Annotated in this window: 14 protein-coding genes and 1 pseudogene; 3 read left to right on the top strand and 12 right to left on the bottom strand. The window is 32.2% G+C overall.

Annotation, left to right across the window (positions count from 1 at the left end):
* Positions 1-183: 183 nt before the first annotated feature.
* From DFR57_RS16300 to DFR57_RS16270, 7 genes and pseudogenes are all read right to left on the bottom strand, one after another.
* Positions 184-5307, bottom strand: coding sequence for an FtsK/SpoIIIE domain-containing protein (locus DFR57_RS16300; RefSeq protein ID WP_245937501.1), 5124 nt, complete (start codon positions 5305-5307; stop codon positions 184-186).
* Between the two features lie 4 nt (positions 5308-5311).
* Entirely contained in the window at positions 5312-6880 is a 1569-nt protein-coding gene (locus DFR57_RS16295) for a hypothetical protein (protein WP_114354280.1), read from the bottom strand.
* 12 nt (positions 6881-6892) lie between these two features.
* A complete protein-coding gene (locus tag DFR57_RS16290; RefSeq protein ID WP_114354279.1) occupies positions 6893-8581 on the bottom strand; it encodes a hypothetical protein in 1689 nt (562 codons plus the stop codon).
* Positions 8582-8822: 241 nt separating this feature from the next.
* Positions 8823-10755 (bottom strand): annotated as a pseudogene (locus DFR57_RS16285) (DNA/RNA helicase domain-containing protein).
* Between the two features lie 626 nt (positions 10756-11381).
* Positions 11382-12521 (bottom strand): YkyA family protein, encoded by a 1140-nt coding sequence (locus DFR57_RS16280; RefSeq protein ID WP_114354278.1) that lies wholly within the window; start codon positions 12519-12521, stop codon positions 11382-11384.
* Between the two features lie 229 nt (positions 12522-12750).
* Complete coding sequence (locus tag DFR57_RS16275) at positions 12751-13101, bottom strand: hypothetical protein (protein ID WP_114354277.1); 351 nt, start codon at positions 13099-13101, stop codon at positions 12751-12753.
* Between the two features lie 167 nt (positions 13102-13268).
* Positions 13269-13514, bottom strand: coding sequence for a hypothetical protein (locus DFR57_RS16270; RefSeq protein ID WP_114354276.1), 246 nt, complete (start codon positions 13512-13514; stop codon positions 13269-13271).
* A 656-nt stretch (positions 13515-14170) separates the two neighbouring features.
* On the opposite strand from DFR57_RS16270, the gene DFR57_RS16265 reads away from it, so the two are divergent.
* The gene (locus DFR57_RS16265) at positions 14171-14416 is read left to right on the top strand and encodes a hypothetical protein (protein WP_114354275.1); all 246 of its coding nucleotides are present in this window, start codon (positions 14171-14173) and stop codon (positions 14414-14416) included.
* Positions 14417-15010: 594 nt separating this feature from the next.
* Here DFR57_RS16265 and DFR57_RS16260 read toward each other — a convergent pair.
* The 5 genes from DFR57_RS16260 to DFR57_RS16240 all read right to left on the bottom strand — a co-directional run bounded on the left by DFR57_RS16260 (position 15011) and on the right by DFR57_RS16240 (position 19043).
* On the bottom strand, positions 15011-15565 hold the full coding sequence (locus DFR57_RS16260) for a hypothetical protein (RefSeq protein ID WP_114354274.1): 555 nt from the start codon (positions 15563-15565) through the stop codon (positions 15011-15013).
* A 16-nt stretch (positions 15566-15581) separates the two neighbouring features.
* Positions 15582-16415, bottom strand: a complete 834-nt coding sequence (locus DFR57_RS16255; RefSeq protein ID WP_114354273.1) for a helix-turn-helix domain-containing protein — start codon at positions 16413-16415, stop codon at positions 15582-15584.
* A gap of 149 nt (positions 16416-16564) precedes the next feature.
* The gene (gene rlmH, locus DFR57_RS16250; protein WP_114354272.1) at positions 16565-17044 is read right to left on the bottom strand and encodes a 23S rRNA (pseudouridine(1915)-N(3))-methyltransferase RlmH; all 480 of its coding nucleotides are present in this window, start codon (positions 17042-17044) and stop codon (positions 16565-16567) included.
* Positions 17045-17201: 157 nt separating this feature from the next.
* Positions 17202-18314, bottom strand: a complete 1113-nt coding sequence (locus DFR57_RS16245) for a hypothetical protein (protein ID WP_114354271.1) — start codon at positions 18312-18314, stop codon at positions 17202-17204.
* Positions 18315-19043: a M15 family metallopeptidase gene (locus DFR57_RS16240; protein WP_114354270.1), complete on the bottom strand. Its 729-nt coding sequence runs from the start codon at positions 19041-19043 to the stop codon at positions 18315-18317.
* Between the two features lie 250 nt (positions 19044-19293).
* On the opposite strand from DFR57_RS16240, the gene DFR57_RS16235 reads away from it, so the two are divergent.
* A complete protein-coding gene (locus DFR57_RS16235) occupies positions 19294-19653 on the top strand; it encodes a Lin0512 family protein (RefSeq protein ID WP_114354269.1) in 360 nt (119 codons plus the stop codon).
* A gap of 132 nt (positions 19654-19785) precedes the next feature.
* Complete coding sequence (mgrA, locus tag DFR57_RS16230; protein WP_114354268.1) at positions 19786-20778, top strand: L-glyceraldehyde 3-phosphate reductase; 993 nt, start codon at positions 19786-19788, stop codon at positions 20776-20778.
* Positions 20779-20832 lie beyond the last annotated feature (54 nt).

Here is a 20832-nt window from a genome sequence, read left to right as displayed (position 1 = left end):
TACCCAGTAATAATTATACATTAATTACTTAAATAAGTTAAGTAATAACACCCAAAAAAGGAACGTAAGTTTGATAAAAATAGAATACAGATAAAATAGATGTCTTCTATTTTATCTGTATTCTAAACGCTCTCTCTTACTTATTTACACTCTTGGAAACTACCTGTAAAAAGCAATGGATATTTATTTTTCAAAATAAGTTAATAATGCACGTTTTACCTGAACAGTTAAAAATGGACTTTTTCCCCGAATAGCTGAAGTGCCTAACTTTACCAAAAAGTCCCCTTTTCCACCTAACTTTTCTGCACCATCTTCATCTAGGATAATAGTTGATGCCGTAGAATCAGTTGCTCGTAGAGCTAAACGGGCAGGTAGGTTGCTTCTAATTTTTGTGTTAATAATTTCCGCTTTAGGATTTTGAGTACAGATTATTAAATGTATCCCTGCAGCACGCGCTTTTTGACCTAACCTCTGAATTGCAGTTTCGACCCTTTTAGCCGTTTCTTTATCCTGTGACATAAAATCAGCAAATTCATCAAACACAATTACAATTCTTGGAAGAATATCCTTAGTATGTTGAATATAATCTTCCAAATTACTTACGTATTGTTTATTCATAAGTGAATATCTTCGTTCCATTTCGTCAACAAGACTTTCTAACTCAACAACAGCTGTATTAATATCAGTTATGACTTTTTTTGTATGTGTCTTTTCCTGGTAGAAGTTGAACTCTACTTGTTTTGGATCAATGAATATAAAATTAACCGCTTCATTTGAATATAAACACATAATTCCAAGAATAATTGAATTTAAAGTAACACTTTTACCACTCCCCGTTGTTCCTCCTACTAGAAGGTGCGGGGTAATAGAGTCTGCTAAATCTACATTTATCACTTGATTTAATGGGTCTAAGCCTAAAGGTGCAATTAAATTAGTGTTTTTAATTCTATCTTTACTCTGTTCTCGCACCATTTCCATAAATTTTTCAAAATAAATTGTATCAGGTTTTTCCCTACTGATATCGATATAACTGCCTTTTTTATCAATATTTATAATCGGTGTTTCACTTAGTCCTAACCAAACCTGAATATCTTTAATTTTTGATGTTATTTTTTTAAATGGCACATTACTTGGATAGTCTAAATATAGTCTTATTACACTCGATCCTGCAATTGCATTTTCCTCTGGAATCTTGACATGAATACCATTTTGATTAAAGTTATGCTTTAATTTTCTAATGTACTCATTAATAACAGACCTTATGTCATTCGACGTATCTTCGTATTGAAGTGTTAAATCTTTTAAGGCAGCAATCTCAGGATACTCACCATCTAGACTTTCATCTTGTGTTGGCTTTTTTTCATCAGATGTGAGTTTATTTACTTCAGTTCTCTGTTGTTTATTCTCATGTTCATAATTAATTGTCTCTGGCGCACAGTCATCTTTTGACTCTTTATGACTAACATTTTTATTAGACTGATTTTCGCCTTGTTCCACTTTAGTGGTAAGCCCATCTTTTTTATCATTGTCATTAAATTCCTCAGAGGTAGCCTCTATCAATTTATCTTCATCATCTTTGATCACATGTTCTAATATATCCTGTTTAGTTTCTCTATCTTCTAGCATAACATCATCATAATTTGGTGTAACTTCCTCTTTAGCACCTAGGCGGTTTAAGATAAATGAACGATTAAAGATATAATTGTTATATTCTTCTTCTAATGCTTCAAAGTAAACCCCATCTTCTAACTTTTTTAATGCTGTATCTGTTAAATTAGATGTATAGCAGTATACATCAATAGATGCAGAAATCTCCACATTTATATCTTGAACAGATGTGTGCTGTAATTTTTTCAGAAGAGAAACATGTTCTGGAATATAAGAACCTCTTTCAACAAAATAGTGAACAAGTTCTTCACGCCAAAATTCAGCATCAGTATAGTTATCATCAAATTTAAATAATTTATTATAAAGGCTTTCACCAGCCTTCACTTGTTTCACGGCATCAAAACGCTCTTTATCAAGAATACTATGTGTAACAAATTTCAACTCAATTAAGTCAAAATTTAACTTTAACTTGCCGTTTTTTTCTGATATTGTTGTTAGCACTAAGTCTGGACGGCGTTTATTACTCGCAAACCACGGCAGTTCATCACACGAAGACCATACTTGCAATATGGAAGAGTCATCCCTTGTCCTACGCTCAGTTGATAAATGCGTCGCTAACATTTCATGTGAAAATTTTCCTGCACCTAAAACTTTCAAAACTAAAGCACCAGATATCTCCTTTACATTATTAACTGCACTGACAATCTTATCTTTACTAATATTTTCATTCATTAATATGGACATTAATTTCCTTGTAAATCTATCGTAATATTCATAATCCATGGTTTTATCACTTAGTTTTCGAATATACTTAGATGATGATAAAATTAATTTAAATTCCTTGTTGGATCCCGCTTTTGATTTATATTGAATTATTTCCGCTTTTGAAGAAGCTTTTTGTAATAAAGACTTGTCTAAGTATCTATCCATTATCATTGCCCAATTAAAATGATCATGCATAAAATCAATAATTTGTTCATTGGACTTTTTATTTACAGAGATAAGATTCTGCAAAACATGCAATTCATCAGAACTAGACATTGCATTTGAATTAACAGTATATTGCAACTGATAATAATTTAGTAAGAGATTAGGGATATGCTCACTAACGAAAGGGATTCTTTTTACCATCTCTTCCTGCTTTAGTGGTTCCTTATAGATTGTTGCAAACCAATCATTTGAAGGTTGTGGCTTTATTTTTTCAAGTTGGTAATTTACCTGGTTAGTTTGTCCAAAATAGTCAAGCAGAATTGCTAGATCGGAATCCATCATGTGTCTATCAGATAAATCCTTTATATCATTAATGTTTTTACCAGAAATAACATTAATCTCTAACTTAGGAAAGGATTTAAACAGTTCTGGTTTCGTATATTCTTCTTGATGAATTATCCATTTATTAATCTTGTGATGTATAACAGCAGCTTGTTCACTGTGAATCGTTATTTTAAGTTTTTTTACTGGTGTATATTTGAATAAACTTTTAACTGCTTCAATAATAATGTCTGCACTTTGACAGTGAAGAAACAAAATATCCAATCCATCTCGAGAATATGGATATACTTCTTGATAGTTTTTAACAACTTTCACCAATTCCTTTGATAGTTCCTTTGATAAATGACCAACATTTTCAGGAGGTCTAGAACTTAATATAAACTCTCCTTCGCCCATTAGTTCATTATTTTCAATCAAGAATGATGAATCTCCATCTATACTAAAGTATCTCGGTGCTAATTTCCGGGTACTATCATAGGTATATTGTAAATACTCCTCTATTTTCTCAACCTCTAAACTATTATTAGAGGCACGATTCATCCATTCTTCAATTTGTTCAGATATCTTTTCAAACCTCTTTATATATGCTAAAAGCCTTATCGGATTAATTACTGTCAACAATCGACCCGAAGGTAAATCACTATTACCCTCATCATCACTATAGCTATCAATAGCACCGATTAAATTAAGCGCAAAATATATGTGCTTATTTACAGAAACTGATTCATAAACATTTTCTAATAAATCGCTTAATTTCCTTTCATATTCTTCGACCTTCATGGAGAAAATACCATTTTCTATTATGTTTTCTAACATATATTTATAATCATCTATGAAAGAAGTAAACTTCTCATAATGATCTTTCATATTAAACTCATCAGTTTCAAAATAATAACGGACTTTTTCATGTACAACGTTTCTAATATCATTAACTTCTACTTGATTCTCATCAAAAGTTGTTATATAAGGTACAATCTTCATTTCATTTATAATCTCTAGAATGCTATTCACGTGTAATGAATCTAATGAAAATACTTTAAACTTCTTATTAGTTATATTATTATTAACATTTAATTGTAAATTAAATGTTACGTCTGAATTCTTTGTATCTGATTTGGGATGTGGTATAGATGTTTCATCAAATGTAACTTTAGGTATAACCTTATTAATATTCTTAAGAAGCAAAGTAATAAGTTGTTTTGTACTTTCCGTAACTTTCGAGTTATTTACACTCAATTTAAACGTTGCATTGCTTAAATCTACATCTTCATCAGCTTCTATACTTTCATCAATTAGTGTGAATATCTCATACATTAGTGCATAGGTTAGATCATCATATTCTGATGGGTGTCTCTTTTTTTCAATTAGCCTTGAAATTTTTCTAGTTAGACCTTTTTCTTGATTTAATTGAGGCTCAAACTCTTCTAAAAACTCTTGCATTAAATCAGGATTTTCTTGACTTTCAATCTCTTCAATTCCCTCTAAATATTTATCCTTTTGTTCATCAGACAGCTCTTCGGAGCGCTCATATATTTCTTTAACTTGATCTATAAGCTTTACTTTCTTTTTAAATTTGAAGATAGAATTGATATTCTCAAACTCTTGTTTGAGTAGTTCATTATCTTCTTGGTTGATAAATGAAACTACTTGTGACCTCAACATGTCTGAACTGATTTTTTCAAAAATGTCACTACAAAAATCATTTTTTTCCTCTTCTTCCAGAAATTGATACAAATTATTAAGTAACTTCTCAGGATCAACATCTTGTAGATTTGCAAGCTTAAAATTATCCCTTAAACGTTTAATATTATCCTTTTTTATAGTTAATTTTGAATCAACAAATAGATTTAGTGACGGAAGGTTTTGTTGAATTCCATCGATTACTGAAGGCGAGTCATCTTTAAGCACGTCTGTAACAAAATTTAATAAATTTCTTAATTGTGGTTCGAATACTTTATTAGTCATTTCTAGAAACGTTTTCACGTCATCTATTTCTTGGCTAACAATATTTCCTTCTTCATTGATTACATTAAATAATACTTCCAAGCTTTGCTTTTCTAACAAATAAGACTCATCTATAGTAAATAAATTTTCTAAACTTTGAGCTTCCGGCGTCATTTCATTGATTATCAAAATAAGTGCTTCTCCATACTTAGCATTATTTCTAAGCCATGTACTAGTTTCATGTTCTTTATAGGAAAATTTTTCGTAACCATCCATTATTGTAATAGTACGTATTTTTACATTATAGTATTTTTCCATATCAGAATTACTCTTTGTTATATTTGTTAATAGGGCACTTATGTTATCAGTAGTTAGGCCACTAATCTTCATAAATACTTTTTCAGTATTAGCTTTACTTTGTGTTTCAAAGTGTTTTTTTATAATAGCCGTAAGCCACTTTCCTAATAAATAATCACTATTCAAAACCTCACACCTCCGAACCCTCATATGGATTTCTAATCATAGCAGTTGCATCTGAATATTCAATCAGCAAACCATTTTTCTTAAGTTTATCTCTAAGTGCCTGCTCATTCTTTTGGTAATAACTAATATTAATATTTGATTTATTATATAACCCGTTATCTCGAGCTGCTTTTTCTCCAATAACAATATTATATTTAGTATTTAATTGGTCCAAAAAATCACCGAATTCAAGTGATTCACCTGGCCCCACATTAATATAGACCAATGTTTGTAAGAATTTATCCGACATAAAATACCGGTATTTGGTTCCAGCCCTAAAACCTCCAATACCACCATCTCTTACTAGGATTTTTATAATACTTAACTGATGTTTTTTTAGTTGGTCCGAAACCACATCTTTCACTGTATTATATAGCTTTGTTTCAACATCTTTTTTACTATTACATTGATTGAGTGCACTTATAACAGTTTTTTTTCTACTCTGCAAGCGAGTCAATCCCATAATTGTAAGAAATTTATCAGGAGTTTCTTTCCATTCTAAAAGTTTTTCTTCAATCGGATCGATATTTCCTAACTTTTTGTTAAAATTATTTTCAAAGGATTTTTCAAATCTTTCCTTTATAAGAAGATCATTTTTTTGGAAGGAACTTGAAGCTAGTTTTAGAATCTGAGTTTCTTGACCGTCTAAACAATCAAAAAAATAATCAATCCTCTGACCTTCTGAAATTTTTGCACGGTCATACATATACCTCATTAGTTGAAAAGTAACTAGGCTAGTTAATAAAGGAAATAACTCATAAATATCTATGTCATTTTCAATTAATTTTGCCAACTCTTCTGCATACTCTTTATAAAAAGGATGGTCTGTATCAGGTAAAAATGGTGTTTCCGCCTTGGTTTTTTCATTTTCATACAAATAAGCAGGTTTCTCAGTTATCATTGATTCTTCTTCAAATGCTGTATTAATAGAAGAAACTACCTTTTCAATTGGTACATTTTTTCTTAACAATCTCTGAAGACCTTCTTCTATTTTATTTCTAGTTTTAATATTATCCCTTGTACCATGATGAAGCATTAAAAAATATAGTTCGCCTCCACGAGCAAAGAAATTCCTTTCATAGGAAGTAGATTCTCCCTTTTTTCTAACTTCAAAAAAAAGTAGTGCTTCATGTAATGGAAATAAAGTTCTAGCATACCAAGAGCGGTCAGCTTCTTTGCCCCTAGCATCATATAAGGGAACTTCTAGATTTCTAAGAAATTCTTGAATAGCATCTAAACTATCTTCATCCTGAAGTATATCTATTAGCTTATTCCTTTCATTTTTCTCTAATTTAACGATACTCCTTTTACTACCTTCTTTAACGCCTTCAAAAATAAAACGACGTAATCCTAAAGCCTTATTTCTTATATATTTTTCTGAACTTAAATCATAATCGGCACCCACCAAGACATTCAAAAACTCCAAAACATATTCGGGCCCTCTTTGTCCATCAGTGAAACGGTGACCCCAGATTGTAGCTGAAAGCTGTGAAGAAATTTTTTCTACGTTATTACCCGATAAGTTTATTTCCATCTAATTTCACCCCTATGGTAGATCAATCTCGTCTTCAATATATAGACCTGCATGCTTATCAAGCCGTAATATATTTAAAGTAAAATCTTCTGGTTCACTAATCTTAATCAATTCGTTTTTAAAAGTTTCAATTAATATATCTACTTCCTGATGCAAAATATTATGAGTTCCTCCACCGTTAAGTCTAATAAGATATTCAAATAATGAAAGATTCAATATGAGTTTAGTCCCATCCACTCTCAAGATAAATCTAGAAGGTATATAATCAATCTCTTTTCGTTCATCTTCTTCTTCGATTCTGACTTGTTTATTCTTAAAAGACTCATATATCATTAAGTTTTCAGTAGTTGCGTATAAACTTTTTCCAACTCTTACTAATCGATTGGAAAAAGCTCGATTAAGTCCATTAATCAAATCCCTTTTAATATGTGTTTGTTTTTGCGGGTTTCCAAACAATGAGGTGTATTCATCTATATATTCATACGGTAATAATTGCTTTGTATTAATTAAGTTCTCATCGTTCAATTCAAAGAAAACTTTTCTTCGTAACTTATATATCCAATCCGTAATAAAAGTATCTGTATTGTCTTTATTATGATCACGATAGATTCTTAACCTTTTACTAAAAAAACCAAACTGTAAATCCAACTCTTCATTAAATAATTGCTTATGTGCGTGTGATAGAACGGCGTCGCCTAAGATATCACCATTTATTATGAAATCATCAATACTTGAAAGAGAGTAATTCCCTGGATCTAAGGTTTTAAAAACCTTTAATGCATTCATTTCATTAAAAGCATCTTTGTGAGCTTCATGACCATAGAAATTTTGATAATATACTCTCTTCGTCTGATTTTCTAATTCTCTCCAATCGGCATTTCGAATATCCTGACATGTATAGCCACCCGTCAATATGTAGCTTATATGAATAAGCATCTCACGCATTGTAATATGTGTTTCTAAATAATCAAGAAGTCTATATTGTTCAACAATTTTAGCTTGTACATCCTTGTTAGAGGTTTTTAAATGATTATGGTAAATTACACATCGATTTTTTTTAGCACAACTGTTACAAGGAGACCAATTATTTTCTTCATTCCATTCTTCTAGAACACGATTAACGTAAACAGAAGATGTCACATCTAATAGGTTTATGATACTAAAAAATTCTGTGTTGTTTTGGTGTGAATCGAATCTTAATTTTACCTCTTCTCGTAATTCTAATAACTCTTCATGCGTTGAAAGAAACTTTGAAAGTTTCCCTTCGTTTGCTGCAATCAGATAATATGTATTTTCAGCATGTTTAGTATTGATGTAAGTTTGTAGATTAAGTAGTTCTTTCAAGATCACATCGTCTTTTAGTTCTGATAAATCCTTTAAAATTCTAATTTTCCCCTGAGCAAATGGAATTTCGACAATTCCTTCATTTGGCCAATCTGTAAGTGGAATATCAGAAAAGATATCATGAACGATTCGACACAATCTAGTTTTTCCATCACCTGCATTACCAGTCAAAATTACATTCTTCGGCTTATTTTTAAATATATCTCTTAAATACTGCTCCACTTTTGTAGGGATCGTAAAGCTATAGTTATATTCTTTAGAAGAATCATCATGCGTGTACTCATCATAAATTTTAGCGTGGTTTGGTGATAGGACATTAAATTGATCTAGATAAGTTACAAAAGGATTTTCACCCATAATAACGCTCCTTTTTTAATATAAAATAATTCAAATTAAATAAATATTATTGCTTCTATTATACACACCCTTATGTGATATTTACACCTCAAAAATGAGATCATTTACACCGCAGTCATTTTTCAGATAACTCCATATTAAATAATACGTGAAGACACCAACACTCTTTTGTTTAGGTTTTGACGCCTTGCTTTATCTGAAATATATAAACCATTTATAAAGCTTTCATAGAAAATACCATCTATTCATACTCGTGTTCTCCTTCAGCCACTTCTCCCCAATTATCAAAAAAATCATTTTCTCGATAATCTCTATTGATTTGCTCTAATCGATCTTTAAAATAATCTGATAATGCCTTATCTGTACAATAAATAAAACAACCCTTTTGCCCTCTTGTCATTAGCGTCCTGTAAGTATTCCGAATTACCTCATCGGCTATTTCAGCAGCTTCTTCTGGTTTTTCTTTAAGCATTTTTTTAATACCAAATAACTCCCTATCAGTGTTTGCTCTTTGCATGTGATCTGTAATTATTTCTCCATCTCTAGATCTTAAATCGCCACCAACAATGACACCAACGTAATCGAATTCAAGTCCTTGACATGTATGAATACATCCAGCTTCATTAATAGACTCTTTGTCAATTGTCCAGGTAGCTGTATTACCTAAATTCCAACTCATTCTAAAGTCATATTCCGGAAAAACGATATCATCATATTCGGACTTTTCTTTTCCTTTTTTATCCCAGTTCCAGCAGTACCCTGCAACAATTCTTGATTTGTTGTTGTATTCGTTTAATTTTGTTATTTCAGCCTTCAATTGATGCGGATCATCAAAGATACGAAAATCATATTCCCCACCAATATAGTGACTGTTTGCTGTTTCTCTTATTTGCAGTACATCATCAATCCATGCTAGATAGGCATCTGAACCATTACACCTAAATTGCGATTCAAGATTCATTGTTTCAATACTTGCATTAGTGTCATCTGCAAAGTGTTTTATTTGATCTAAACTTCCTGAATCATTAATCGTTACTTTCTGTCTCTCATCAATAAAAAAGATAGAGAATTTTGAAGCGTGAATAATTTCTTTCGTTTGGTTTTCTCCTAAGTGTCGAAACATACCAGATTTCTTATTTAATCGATGTGCTTCGTCTACAACAAGAGCATCGAACTCATTTTCTGGAGAGTCTACATAGTTATCAGAACCTTTAAATAAGTTATCGATATTTCCTTTACGAAAATCCTGTTTTAGTTTAGTAGCATATACATTTCTAGGAGCAGCATTTTTCGTGACATACTGGCTAACCATATTCCGTTTAGTTAGCTCTACTAATAAATTAATAGCTAAGACAGACTTACCTGTACCAGGACCTTCATTTACAACAAGCACTTGCTTTGCCCCCGTCCGAACCGCTTTCTCAGCCATATAAACCGCTTGTTCATATACGACCTTTTGATCGTCAATAATCGTAAACTCTTGATTACCTTTTAGCATTTGGTTTAATGCGTCCTGCAATGATTTTGACGGTCTAATTTTTCCTTTTTCGATTTTATAAAGATTCTCTTTGTTATCTCCAATGGTGATGTGACGTTTAATAAAGCTACGCAGTTTTTGAGAATCCCTTTTAACAAAGATTGGTGCTTGTTCACTATAGAAGCTATGGATATTATCTGATAATGGATCATTTTTTTGGGTTATGTAATTGTGTAAATACGCACATGGATATAGCTGCATTTTTTCCTTTTGTGCATTTTTATTATAATCTTTAATAAGAGAGGCATATGATGAAGCTTGATAGGAGGGGTGTGTTGTTTCTCTGTTGCCTTTATTTAAATAAGTCTTTACTATTGCTTCTTTTCCCTCCACTTTTTCCACTGTTTCAATTCCACAATAATAATGGAATTCTTATCTTTTTTTTCCCACTAATGAGGAAATCAACTCTTCTTGATGTATGAGGAATTTTAAACTCAATTGCTATTCCTGCATTATCAGGTATTTCGTGATCACTTAATACTCTAAACATGTATTGCATAGAGTTGTCCCAAGCCCGTACTTCTCTTTCATTAATCTTACCGATTTTCGAATTGTAATTTTTGGTGATATTATTTACTAATTCATCATTAAACACATCATTAAGAAAAGCTGTTTTGGCAGATTCGTAAATAATCATAGTATTCATCCCCCTTTGTTAAGTTTGCAAAATAGGTCGGATTATTAATTATTTTTTCTTGAATTATTGATTTTTTAAAGTGATATTTTTATAACTTTCTTAGTAAATTGCACTATTTTTACAATTAATAGTACATGTTTTTTGATTTTTTTAAATCTTTTGCACTAGTTTATTGGTAATGGGAAAAATCATCTTTTAACACTCTATGATTATAGGTAAGTTAACTTTTGATTGAAAAGTTTTTATTTATATATGGAATAAATTGGATATTTCAACTTAGCAATTACACCATTAAGAAACTTGGCTTTTTCGTATCTAAAATAGGGATTACACGTCTAATTAGTCTGATGATTATTGGATAAAAAAATTCTATTTTAAACATAATGTACTCATTATTAGCTCCACATTAAATGATTTTTACAACCTTTAGGATAAAATATCCTTTATGAAATATTTAAGCAAAAGAAGTTAGAGATAATTAACGGCACTGATATTAAACTTTCTTTTGATAAACATTCTACAATTGATGACCCCTGCCAAATGAAAGGATTTTATTTATAGACATAAAAAGTTTATTTTAATTAGCTCGTTTAGAATTTTTCAAAAGTTAAATGACTTTAAATCTTTTAATATTCGCTTCTAGGTAATGATGTTAATTCATAAAATTGACTTTTTAAATAATTATAATTATCAGTTTTTTCATTAAATAATCTATTAAAATCTGTTACCGTATCATATTGGCTATTTACATTATCAACTTGATTTGTCAATTCTTGTTCTGTTAAATCTTCTTTTAAAAGCAGTTCATATAGTTTTCTATCCTGTAAAATTGATTCATGATAAACTTCATTTAGCATGTAATAAGCATCATATCTCTCTTGCATAACATTGTACATGTCTTCCGCCTTTCTCCTCGCTGCTACATTTTCTATATCTTGAATCAATGGCTCAATTTTATCAAACTCCAATTTAGCCGCATCTATACTTTGAGTTTCTATTTTTACCATGCTTTCCCTCTCATCTGTTAGCATTATTGCTTCTTTAGCCTTTTCAATAGCTGCATCAAGTTCATTTATAGATGAATTTATAATTTCCTCATATAATCTAGCTTCTTCCTCTTCTAATAATATAAGAGGTTCTTGTTGTTCTGCGAACGCTTCCTCTAAAATAACTGATTCTTCTAAGTGAGTATAAATTTCTTCTTTTATGTTAATGTCCTCATTTACTAAACTATTTTCTGTAGAAAGCGCTTCATCGTGTACTAATGATTTCTGATCGTTAAGAAATGAAAGTTGAGTGCTTAATATAATTATTAGAATGACACATAATACCGATGAAAAAACGGCTATTATACGCCATCTATTAGAACTCCCATAGGAAGATTTTCGCTTAAATAATTCTTCATTTTCTGATTTATTAGATCTGTCTTGTGATTTATTATTATTATAATTCCGACTATCCTCTTTACTCTTTTTACTCGTATAACTATTTTCATTACTTTGCCTATTATGACTTTGATCTTCATTAGAATTATTAGTTCTTTCATTTTGGTTATAAACAAAATCATATATTTTATTGTAATTGTCTCTTCTAGAGTCACTATACAACAAATCATAGGCATTTTGTATGGGGATAAACTTTTCATTAGTTCCACCAATATCTGGATGGTGTATCTTAACTAATTTTCTATATGATTTTTTTATTTCCAATTTAGTCGCATTACGTGATACACCTAATATTTTATAATAATCAATAAAATTATCCATTTTTTCACTCCAGTACTTTACTTTTCACTACGAGATTATAAAAATGATATCAATATTTTATAACTATACAAACTAGTTTTTTTAAAAGTCATATTTTCCATTTCTAAAACCCTCTATGTTAAAACTACGTCATTACGATAAATACTGAAATTTGCATTCATCCTATAAGAACTAATACATATTGATATAAGAAATAAAGATTTCATTTATTAAATTGCTTACATTTATCTCACCTTTTTTGATATAAAGGATTATTTTCTATTTCTTGCTTAAATACTTCCGGTTTCAGATTATCTGTCTCTGAGTCAAAATATTTATTTTTCGTTATATAAATTGACATAAAGAAGCTTATAAGGTTTATAGCAATAAGAATAATAACCTCTAACCAACCAATGAAAAAAAACACTAAAAGAAATACAACCCACCTTGCAAAAAAGTTAATTCTGTTAGATTGTAATTCTTGACCAGCAAAATAACCAGTATTATCTAATATCTGTATCTTAACCTGGAGAATACCTTTCATCATTCCGTTCATAAAGATATAAATTCCGGCTATAATTAGAAGTGTTATTTTAATCAAAGAATTCCCTCCGTTTCATTGAAAATAAAAAGCTTAACGAAATAAATTGTTGATTAACGATCTTATAATGTTTGTATAACTTACTAATATATTGAAAAAAATTTTTCTCTCTCTTATTTCGAAAAACATTACCTTCTTCAGCTGCTTTTCATTCAATACAATTATAATTATTTTCTTCGAAGCTTCAAGTTATACATTACCAAAGCTCCTATATAAACAATGAATGCTCCCAAGATATAATATAATGATATAATCCCATTTATCAAATACCAAATTAGTTCTCCTATTAAGCCAGCTAAAACAAAGCTTATAAGCATTTTATGCGTTTCTATAACAATAAAACGTGCTAGTACCAATCGGATAATTTGGTAGAACAATGTCATTATTATAATTGCCCCTAATAATTCACCCATGAAATACCTCCTTTCACTAATAAATCATAATCAATTTCATTGCAATTTCAATAACCACTTAGGTATATTTTACCTTATTTCTAACAAAAAAACTATTCTCTTCTAAGAAAAAAACACTATATTTGCTAATAAATACAAACGGTTACACTAAGCAAAAATTTAAAAACCAAGATATTTATAATAAAAACGAGTTGTTGTTTTCCTTTTTCCGCATGGATTTCATGATCGCGACAGCCTGGATCTGGTATTGAAGTTTCAATATATATTTCAAAGGATTAATACATCACACGGCTATTCCTAGAATAATAGATAATTTCTAGACATAGTATTTAACAAAATATCACTGCATTTGATGATATGCTTCCGAATAACGCACCTAAATGAGGTATATAAAAAAATGCTCACCAAATAAAACCAACTATTATAAAGCTCATTTTCTTCTCCTCCACTGTTCATTTTTCAACATCGCTTTTCTTAATATATCCGTATTTAAAGTAATAATTAAAACTGTGGAAACTATCTAAAATTTTACATTTATTTTAAGAATATTACCCATAGTAGTCTGTTATAATGTTAAGTTCTTCGTTATTTTTGAACACGTGGACTCCTTAAAGAGTTCGCTATATGTTCGTTGGCACTTTGGAGTTGCCGATGAAGTGAAAATTAAAACCCCGGAATTTCCGCTTTGGTTGTTACTAGTCTGCTCGCAATTGCTTGATATGGTGTTTCTTCCATTTAGTTTAGCAAGTGTAGAGTCAATCGAGGCAATAGGCGATGGAGGTTATGGCAAAGTGATGATTTACGAATGCTACACTCATTCCTTCGTGGGGGGATTATGTCTTCCCATAATAGCGGCGGATCTTGCCGGAATATTTTGGAGTAAAAAAATAGCAGGGATTTAGGGAGTCGTCGTATTTAACCACTGGTTATTTGATTTAATCGTTCATCTGCCAGATATGTCCATTCTCCCTGGAAATGCAGGTGATTTTCCGATTCTTGGTTTCGGTCTATGGGAATCTGTTTCCGCAAGCATCCTAATAGAATTTTTCCTTATTGCGACTGGTTCCATTTTTTGTTTCAGTTATTCACTCCAGTCATCAGGCCCTGAACATAAAGAAAAATGCATCGTAGCTGAATGTATCATGACTGCCTTTCTCTTCCTTTCATAAGATATTGGCACTTTCTTATAATTAAACAAGGCACTAATGAATTGTACTAAATTGTGACTCCTCACTTCCTAATCTTCTAAGACACTAGGCTATATTTTTCAAACAGATAATAACCTCAGTTATTTATGATACTGTTTAGCGAAAGTCACTTAAGAAAAAAGTTGTGTTTATTCACTTACCTTTTATAATTAGCAATCGTTTCGTAACAAGTAACTCAAGTTTGTGCGATGATGTACTCCTGTCATTTAAAGGGTTTCTCTATCAACCATTTTTGTAAATCGTCCCGTCGACATGAAATCTCCACAAGAACGCCTCTTTATGGATTTATCATTTATCAGCGCGTTCAAACGTATCGCCGACTCTTTTATAACTTTCAATCAACTGATCAGAAATCTCGATGGCTTCCTCCCTGTTAGTAGCTGGTGCAGTTATCATCATACCATCTGAACCAGACCAACTCTTGCCTTCTTCTTTTTGACCGTACTTTTTAATAGTAAATTGACTAAAGTCTTTATTTATATAAATATAACCATAGTTATAAATGCCAGGCCCGACATTACCACTTTCATCTACTGAATAAGTAAAATACATCATCGGCGACCCTTCAATTTCATTTTCAAATTGGAGTTCCAACTGTCTTTCGTCTTTAGCAACAGGGAGGTCTTCTCCTTCCACAGTTATCGTTCCATTAAATGTCTGATCGCTTGTTAGTGTATTTCGAAAAGTACCGTCAATGTCTATTATTATCTTCTCAAAGTTTGTGTTCCCTCCTAATTGATAAGAGCCTCCCTGATATGTTTCAGTGATGGGTTTAGGTAGTAAATACCATACTTCTAGTAATATAAGAATGACGATAATAAACGTAATGATCTTTCTTTTCACCATTATTCCCCCTCGTTTATCTTCCGACTTTCTGTACATATTCATATTCTTTAATCCCAGGATGAACAATCAAAAGAATGCCATAAATAATAGAACAAATGATTTGAATGATGAGGAAGACTTTAAATTCTGATGATAGGGACCAAATATTACCACCAATAAATACTTCCAAAGTTAATAATACATTTATAACAACACCTGCAATGAATAGATACCGCACCCAAGTAATACCTACAATCAACGCAGCACCAAACGCTATTAAAAGAAGATAAGCAATTAGATTGAGATTGATCGATAAGGTAATAATTGTGGAAAAAACGATGTGAAGAAACACAATGATATAAATAATTAGCTTCCCGATAATATAGCTTTCTTGTTGTTGTTCGTTGAATAGTTGATACTTACGTTTTTTATCTTCCTTTGACTCTTGATCAAACTTGTCAAAATCAGGATTAACGTCACGTTTAGGCAATTGCAAATTGGTCGATACATTCTTTAAACTGTCAGCAAGTGAATGTACATCATGGATAGAAGCTATATTAATTTGTTGCAATGATTGAACAATAGAGGCCTTTACTTTTAAGTCAGTATCTAGTTTGTTTTTATATTCAGTAAGAATCTCAGTTATTTTTTCCGTAGACAGTTTCATTTCTTTAATTTCAGCTATAGAAAAAAATACCTTTCGCAACTCAGCAACTGTTTTCAGTTCATCTACTTCTTGCTCCGAGTATTCCAAATATACTCGCCCATTTCTTTCCGTAGAAGTTGGATTCACCAAGTTTTCTTTCGTATAAAAACGCACAGTCCTTTCTGTGAGACCTGTACGATTACAAACCTCTTTCATCTTCATTGATTTCACTCCTTTTGGCTATAAGCATACCTTCTAACGTTACGTAAGAGTCAATCAATATGGATATTTTCTATTAATATATATTTAAATAATTCTATGTTCTTTAAAGTTCTTACTTCTTATCGAAACTTCTACATTTTATTTTATCATCACTTATGATACGGTTCCCCACGCATTATCCGAAAAGCCCTATAAACCTGCTCCACCAACACTAACCGCATAAGCTGGTGCGGCAATGTCATCTTGGAAAAAGATAGTGCATAATCACTTCTTTCTTTCACTTCATCACTTAATCCGAGTGATCCACCTATCACAAACACAATTTTACTTTTGCCATGAATCATCAATTGATCTATTTTTTCGGCAAATTTTTCAGAGGTTACCATCTGCCCCATTATTTCCAGGGAAATAATATAGGAATCCGGGGAAATTTTCGACAATATTTTTTTACCTTCTTTATTCTTTACTTCTTCTTGGTCCGCTTCACTCATATTCTCTGGAGCCTTCTCATCAGCTACCTCGATTAATTCCATATTCGTATACGCACCTAGTCTTTTTACGTATTCTGCGATTCCCTGCTTCAAATATTTCTCTTTCAATTTCCCGACTGAAATAATTGTTATTTTCATCTGTTACCGCCCCTCCCTTCTTTCAATTTCTTTTATTGTCTCGCATAAAAATTCCACTAAGAGATTATCATCTATCTAAATGACGAGATTGGTTCTGAGCTCATTCCCACTATAAAATAAGTCAACGATACAACAGTAGAAATTATAGCTTGTTCAATCAATTTGACCGATCGTTCCAAACAAATACGACACCTGCTCTTGGAAGAATCCAATCATGGATATCTATTTTAATGGTATCGTTTGGCAATCTGGTGATGCATTCCTCTTCATTTAAGAAAGGAATGGCCTCGACATCCACCTTTTCCTCCAGATGCATAAACATGATTTCTACATCTTCTGTTGGTTCAGATATCATAACAATAAATTTCTTCTGGCTTTTTAATTGCGGCATCTGGAATTTTAACTGCACCTTGGATAAGACACCTTCTTCTACTTCGCCTGGTATTGTTAACAGTAGGTGAAAACCTTCATGTCCTTCATTATTTACGACGTGATATTTAAGTGCTTGTCCATTAATTTCAATCGTAAACTGTAAGAAATCTTTGACGAAATGCTCCATCTCTTCATTTGACAACTCGCTTAATAGCTCATTATGTACATCATTAATCCAGAGGTTCTCACGAAATAGAAATTCAGCTCGTTGATATAAACCATCTAAGGTACTCTCTTTATACGAAAAACCGATTCTAACGTCATTGCTTTGTTTGAAATTAGTTAAATCCCGTTCAAATGATAAATCCTGGCGCACCATATAATAGGTATCTTGATCAAATATAAATTGCTTATCTTCTTTTACTTGGTGGATGGCATCTTTTTTCGATTCAATATACGATATATAGTATTTAAACCGGTGACGATACTGGTAGGATTTCGTGAGATAGGACTCTATTAATGATTCGTATAACATGTTCCCTACCGTTTCCCCTAAGATGGATTCGGTTGATTTACGGATAAACTTTTTCTTTGATTCGGTTGAAAAATTACCGATCACTTGCTCATCAAGCATCATGGTTTCCGTCATTTTTTCAGACAATTCTCTGTCCTTATGTTTTTGTGTAAAGTAATCATAAAGGAAGTTAAATAGTACTAATGGGATCATAACCCCCACTAGTGCGTTAATTAAGTCCATATACAGACGGGCCCATGAATAGACTCCGAATAATACATTGATTAAGATAACAATAAATAGTAATAATAAAACGACTAAAAAGAATAGCAAACTAATGTTTTTAAAAGACCGATTTAATAAATGACGATCATCTTTTTTCATTTAAACTTCCTCCTCCAACTTGGCTACTCCGTATATAGCAGCTGTCTTCTCTTTTTGCTGGGCCCACCACTGGTTTCCATAATCAAAATGCCACCATTCCTGATGATAATTGGTAAAACCTACATCACTTAGAAGCTGATAAAGAAAACGTCTATTTTCTAAGATTGTATGTTCATGATCGGTAAGCTTCTGCTTCTCACGCTTTTGTTCAAAATAAGCCGTGTTCGCTACCTCGGAAAAATCATCAAAACCTGTCCCAAAGTTTATCCATTCCTCGTGATTGTTTTGGATGGTTAGATCAATGGCACCACCTGTAATATGCGGTGCAGGTGACGCGGGATTTATAGATGGATAAGAAACGAAATTCTCTGTTCTTTCCTTTATACTTTTTTCTGCTTCATTGGGAAATTGTGTTTTCAACTTTTGATAAAAGTCATTGTATATCGCTTCTTGTACGTGATATGGCCGGTAGCCATCCCATATAACAAAACGGTAACCTGCAGGTAAATGCTGACCCGCTTCTTCTAGTAGTTGGATAATCGATTCTCTCACATAACAATGCGGAAGAGCATCTGCTACTTTTAAGCGACGATACATTGGTGCTTCTATAATATGCTTAAAGGAATAGGCTCCTATATTGACTAAGGCTTCTCCACATTCTTTAATCGGTATTGCTTTATTTTTAAAATCCGGATGGACATATTGTGGGATTTTTGGATAGTGAGACATGCTTTACCCTCTCCTTCTTTTCTCCTACTTCCTATCATATCAAAATAGCGTTAAAAGCGTTAAAGAAAATTTGAGCAAAGCCATTTTGATTCTTATTTCTTTATCATAAATACATAAGAAGACAACCACTCTCTTAACCGAAATACCGGTTTCCTTCTTATTTGATTTTATACCATAAATCGGATAATCTTAAAAAGCAGGAGTCTTTACAGGTGTTTGTCTCACAATTTTTGAAATGGAGGCGATTACAATGGAACGCATACTCTTTATTGAAACTGGAACAGGCATTGATGTGCATGGCCAGGACGTTACAAAGGCAGCTGTTCGAGCTGTTGAAAATGCGATTCACTATAATTCCATGCCTGGCATTCGCAATTTATTACCTGATCAAGACTTGAATAATATGCAAGTAACTGTAAAACTTGCGGTTCCACTTGATAAGGAAAAAGTTGATATTGCCCGGGTAAAAGAAGAAATTCCGTATGGTACTGTCACTGTTGAGTTAATGGATGGCGGTATGGCTACCTCAAGTGGCATTGTACTAGAGGATAAAGACGATAAAAATGACCTCATGTATATCGTGAATGCCTCTGTTGAAGTTGGTTATTAATTTTTAGAAAAACGCTTATTCGCACGTTTTTAGCGAGTATATTCATCTTCGTACGTTGAATTATGACGACGTCTATGACCTTTCTGAATTAAACATGTATTCCGTTTAACGTAAAACAAATAGGAGGAAAATATGACTTATATAGCAGATCCAAATCGTTATCAATCCATGCCTTACAACCGTTGTGGTAATTCAGGTATCAAGCTACCTGCCATTTCCTTAGGGTTATGGAATAATTTTAGCGGAGAAGATGTAGTAGAGAACCAACGAAGAATGCTACAACGTGCTTTTGACTTAGGGATTACGCATTTTGACCTTGCGAATAACTATGGTCCTCCTCCCGGTTCATCAGAAGAAAATTTTGGACAAATTATGAAAAAGGATTTTGCTGCCTATCGCGATGAATTGATCATCTCGACGAAAGCTGGCTTTAGAATGTGGGATGGTCCATATGGTGATTGGGGCTCAAGAAAATATTTAATTTCAAGTCTTGATCAAAGTCTTACACGTATGGGATTAGACTATGTCGATATATTCTATCATCACCGTCCAGATCCAGAGACACCGCTTGAAGAGACAATGGGAGCATTAGATCAAATTGTTCGAGACGGGAAAGCCTTATACGTAGGTATCTCGAATTACAATGCAGAGGATACAAAAAAGGCAATCGATATCTTACGCGAGCAAAAAACGCCATTCGTTATTCATCAAGCTGCCTATTCGATGTTAAACCGTTGGGTAGAGGATGGTTTAACAGATGTGTTAGAGGAAAATGGTGCTGGATGTATTGCATTTGTTCCACTTGCACAAGGGCTATTAACCAACAAGTACTTAAATGGTATTCCGAAAGATTCCCGTGCTGCGAAGGATTACATTCCATTCTTAAGTGAAAATGATATCTCTTCTGACGTATTACAGAAGGTCGGACGCTTAAATGAAATAGCTGAAGAACGTGGACAATCCTTAGCTCAAATGGCATTAATGTGGGTGCTACAAGAAAAGTCCGTTGTATCTGCGTTAATCGGTGCAAGTCGCGTTTCTCAGATCGAAGAAAATGTAAGAGCGCTTGAAAATGCCAGTTTTACAGATGAAGAGTTAACTGCAATTAACGATATATTGAAATAAACGAAAACCCAAGCTAGGAAGAATTTCTTCTCTCTGCTTGGGTTTCTCTTTGCT

The sequence above is a fragment of the Saliterribacillus persicus genome (assembly GCF_003337485.1).
Taxonomy (GTDB): domain Bacteria; phylum Bacillota; class Bacilli; order Bacillales; family Amphibacillaceae; genus Saliterribacillus; species Saliterribacillus persicus.
This window is presented reverse-complemented; position numbering and strand designations above follow the sequence as displayed.

Bases quoted from the DNA above. Each gene is read 5' to 3' on its own strand.
- DFR57_RS16280 (WP_114354278.1), bottom strand. From the start codon at position 12,521: ATGGATAATTTTATTGATTATTATAAAATATTAGGTGTATCACGTAAT.
- rlmH (WP_114354272.1), bottom strand. From the start codon at position 17,044: ATGAAAATAACAATTATTTCAGTCGGGAAATTGAAAGAGAAATATTTG.
- DFR57_RS16290 (WP_114354279.1), bottom strand. From the start codon at position 8,581: ATGGGTGAAAATCCTTTTGTAACTTATCTAGATCAATTTAATGTCCTA.
- DFR57_RS16255 (WP_114354273.1), bottom strand. From the start codon at position 16,415: ATGAAGATGAAAGAGGTTTGTAATCGTACAGGTCTCACAGAAAGGACT.
- DFR57_RS16270 (WP_114354276.1), bottom strand. From the start codon at position 13,514: ATGGGTGAATTATTAGGGGCAATTATAATAATGACATTGTTCTACCAA.
- DFR57_RS16240 (WP_114354270.1), bottom strand. From the start codon at position 19,043: ATGTCTCACTATCCAAAAATCCCACAATATGTCCATCCGGATTTTAAA.
- mgrA (WP_114354268.1), top strand. From the start codon at position 19,786: ATGACTTATATAGCAGATCCAAATCGTTATCAATCCATGCCTTACAAC.
- DFR57_RS16245 (WP_114354271.1), bottom strand. From the start codon at position 18,314: ATGAAAAAAGATGATCGTCATTTATTAAATCGGTCTTTTAAAAACATT.
- DFR57_RS16235 (WP_114354269.1), top strand. From the start codon at position 19,294: ATGGAACGCATACTCTTTATTGAAACTGGAACAGGCATTGATGTGCAT.
- DFR57_RS16295 (WP_114354280.1), bottom strand. From the start codon at position 6,880: ATGGAAATAAACTTATCGGGTAATAACGTAGAAAAAATTTCTTCACAG.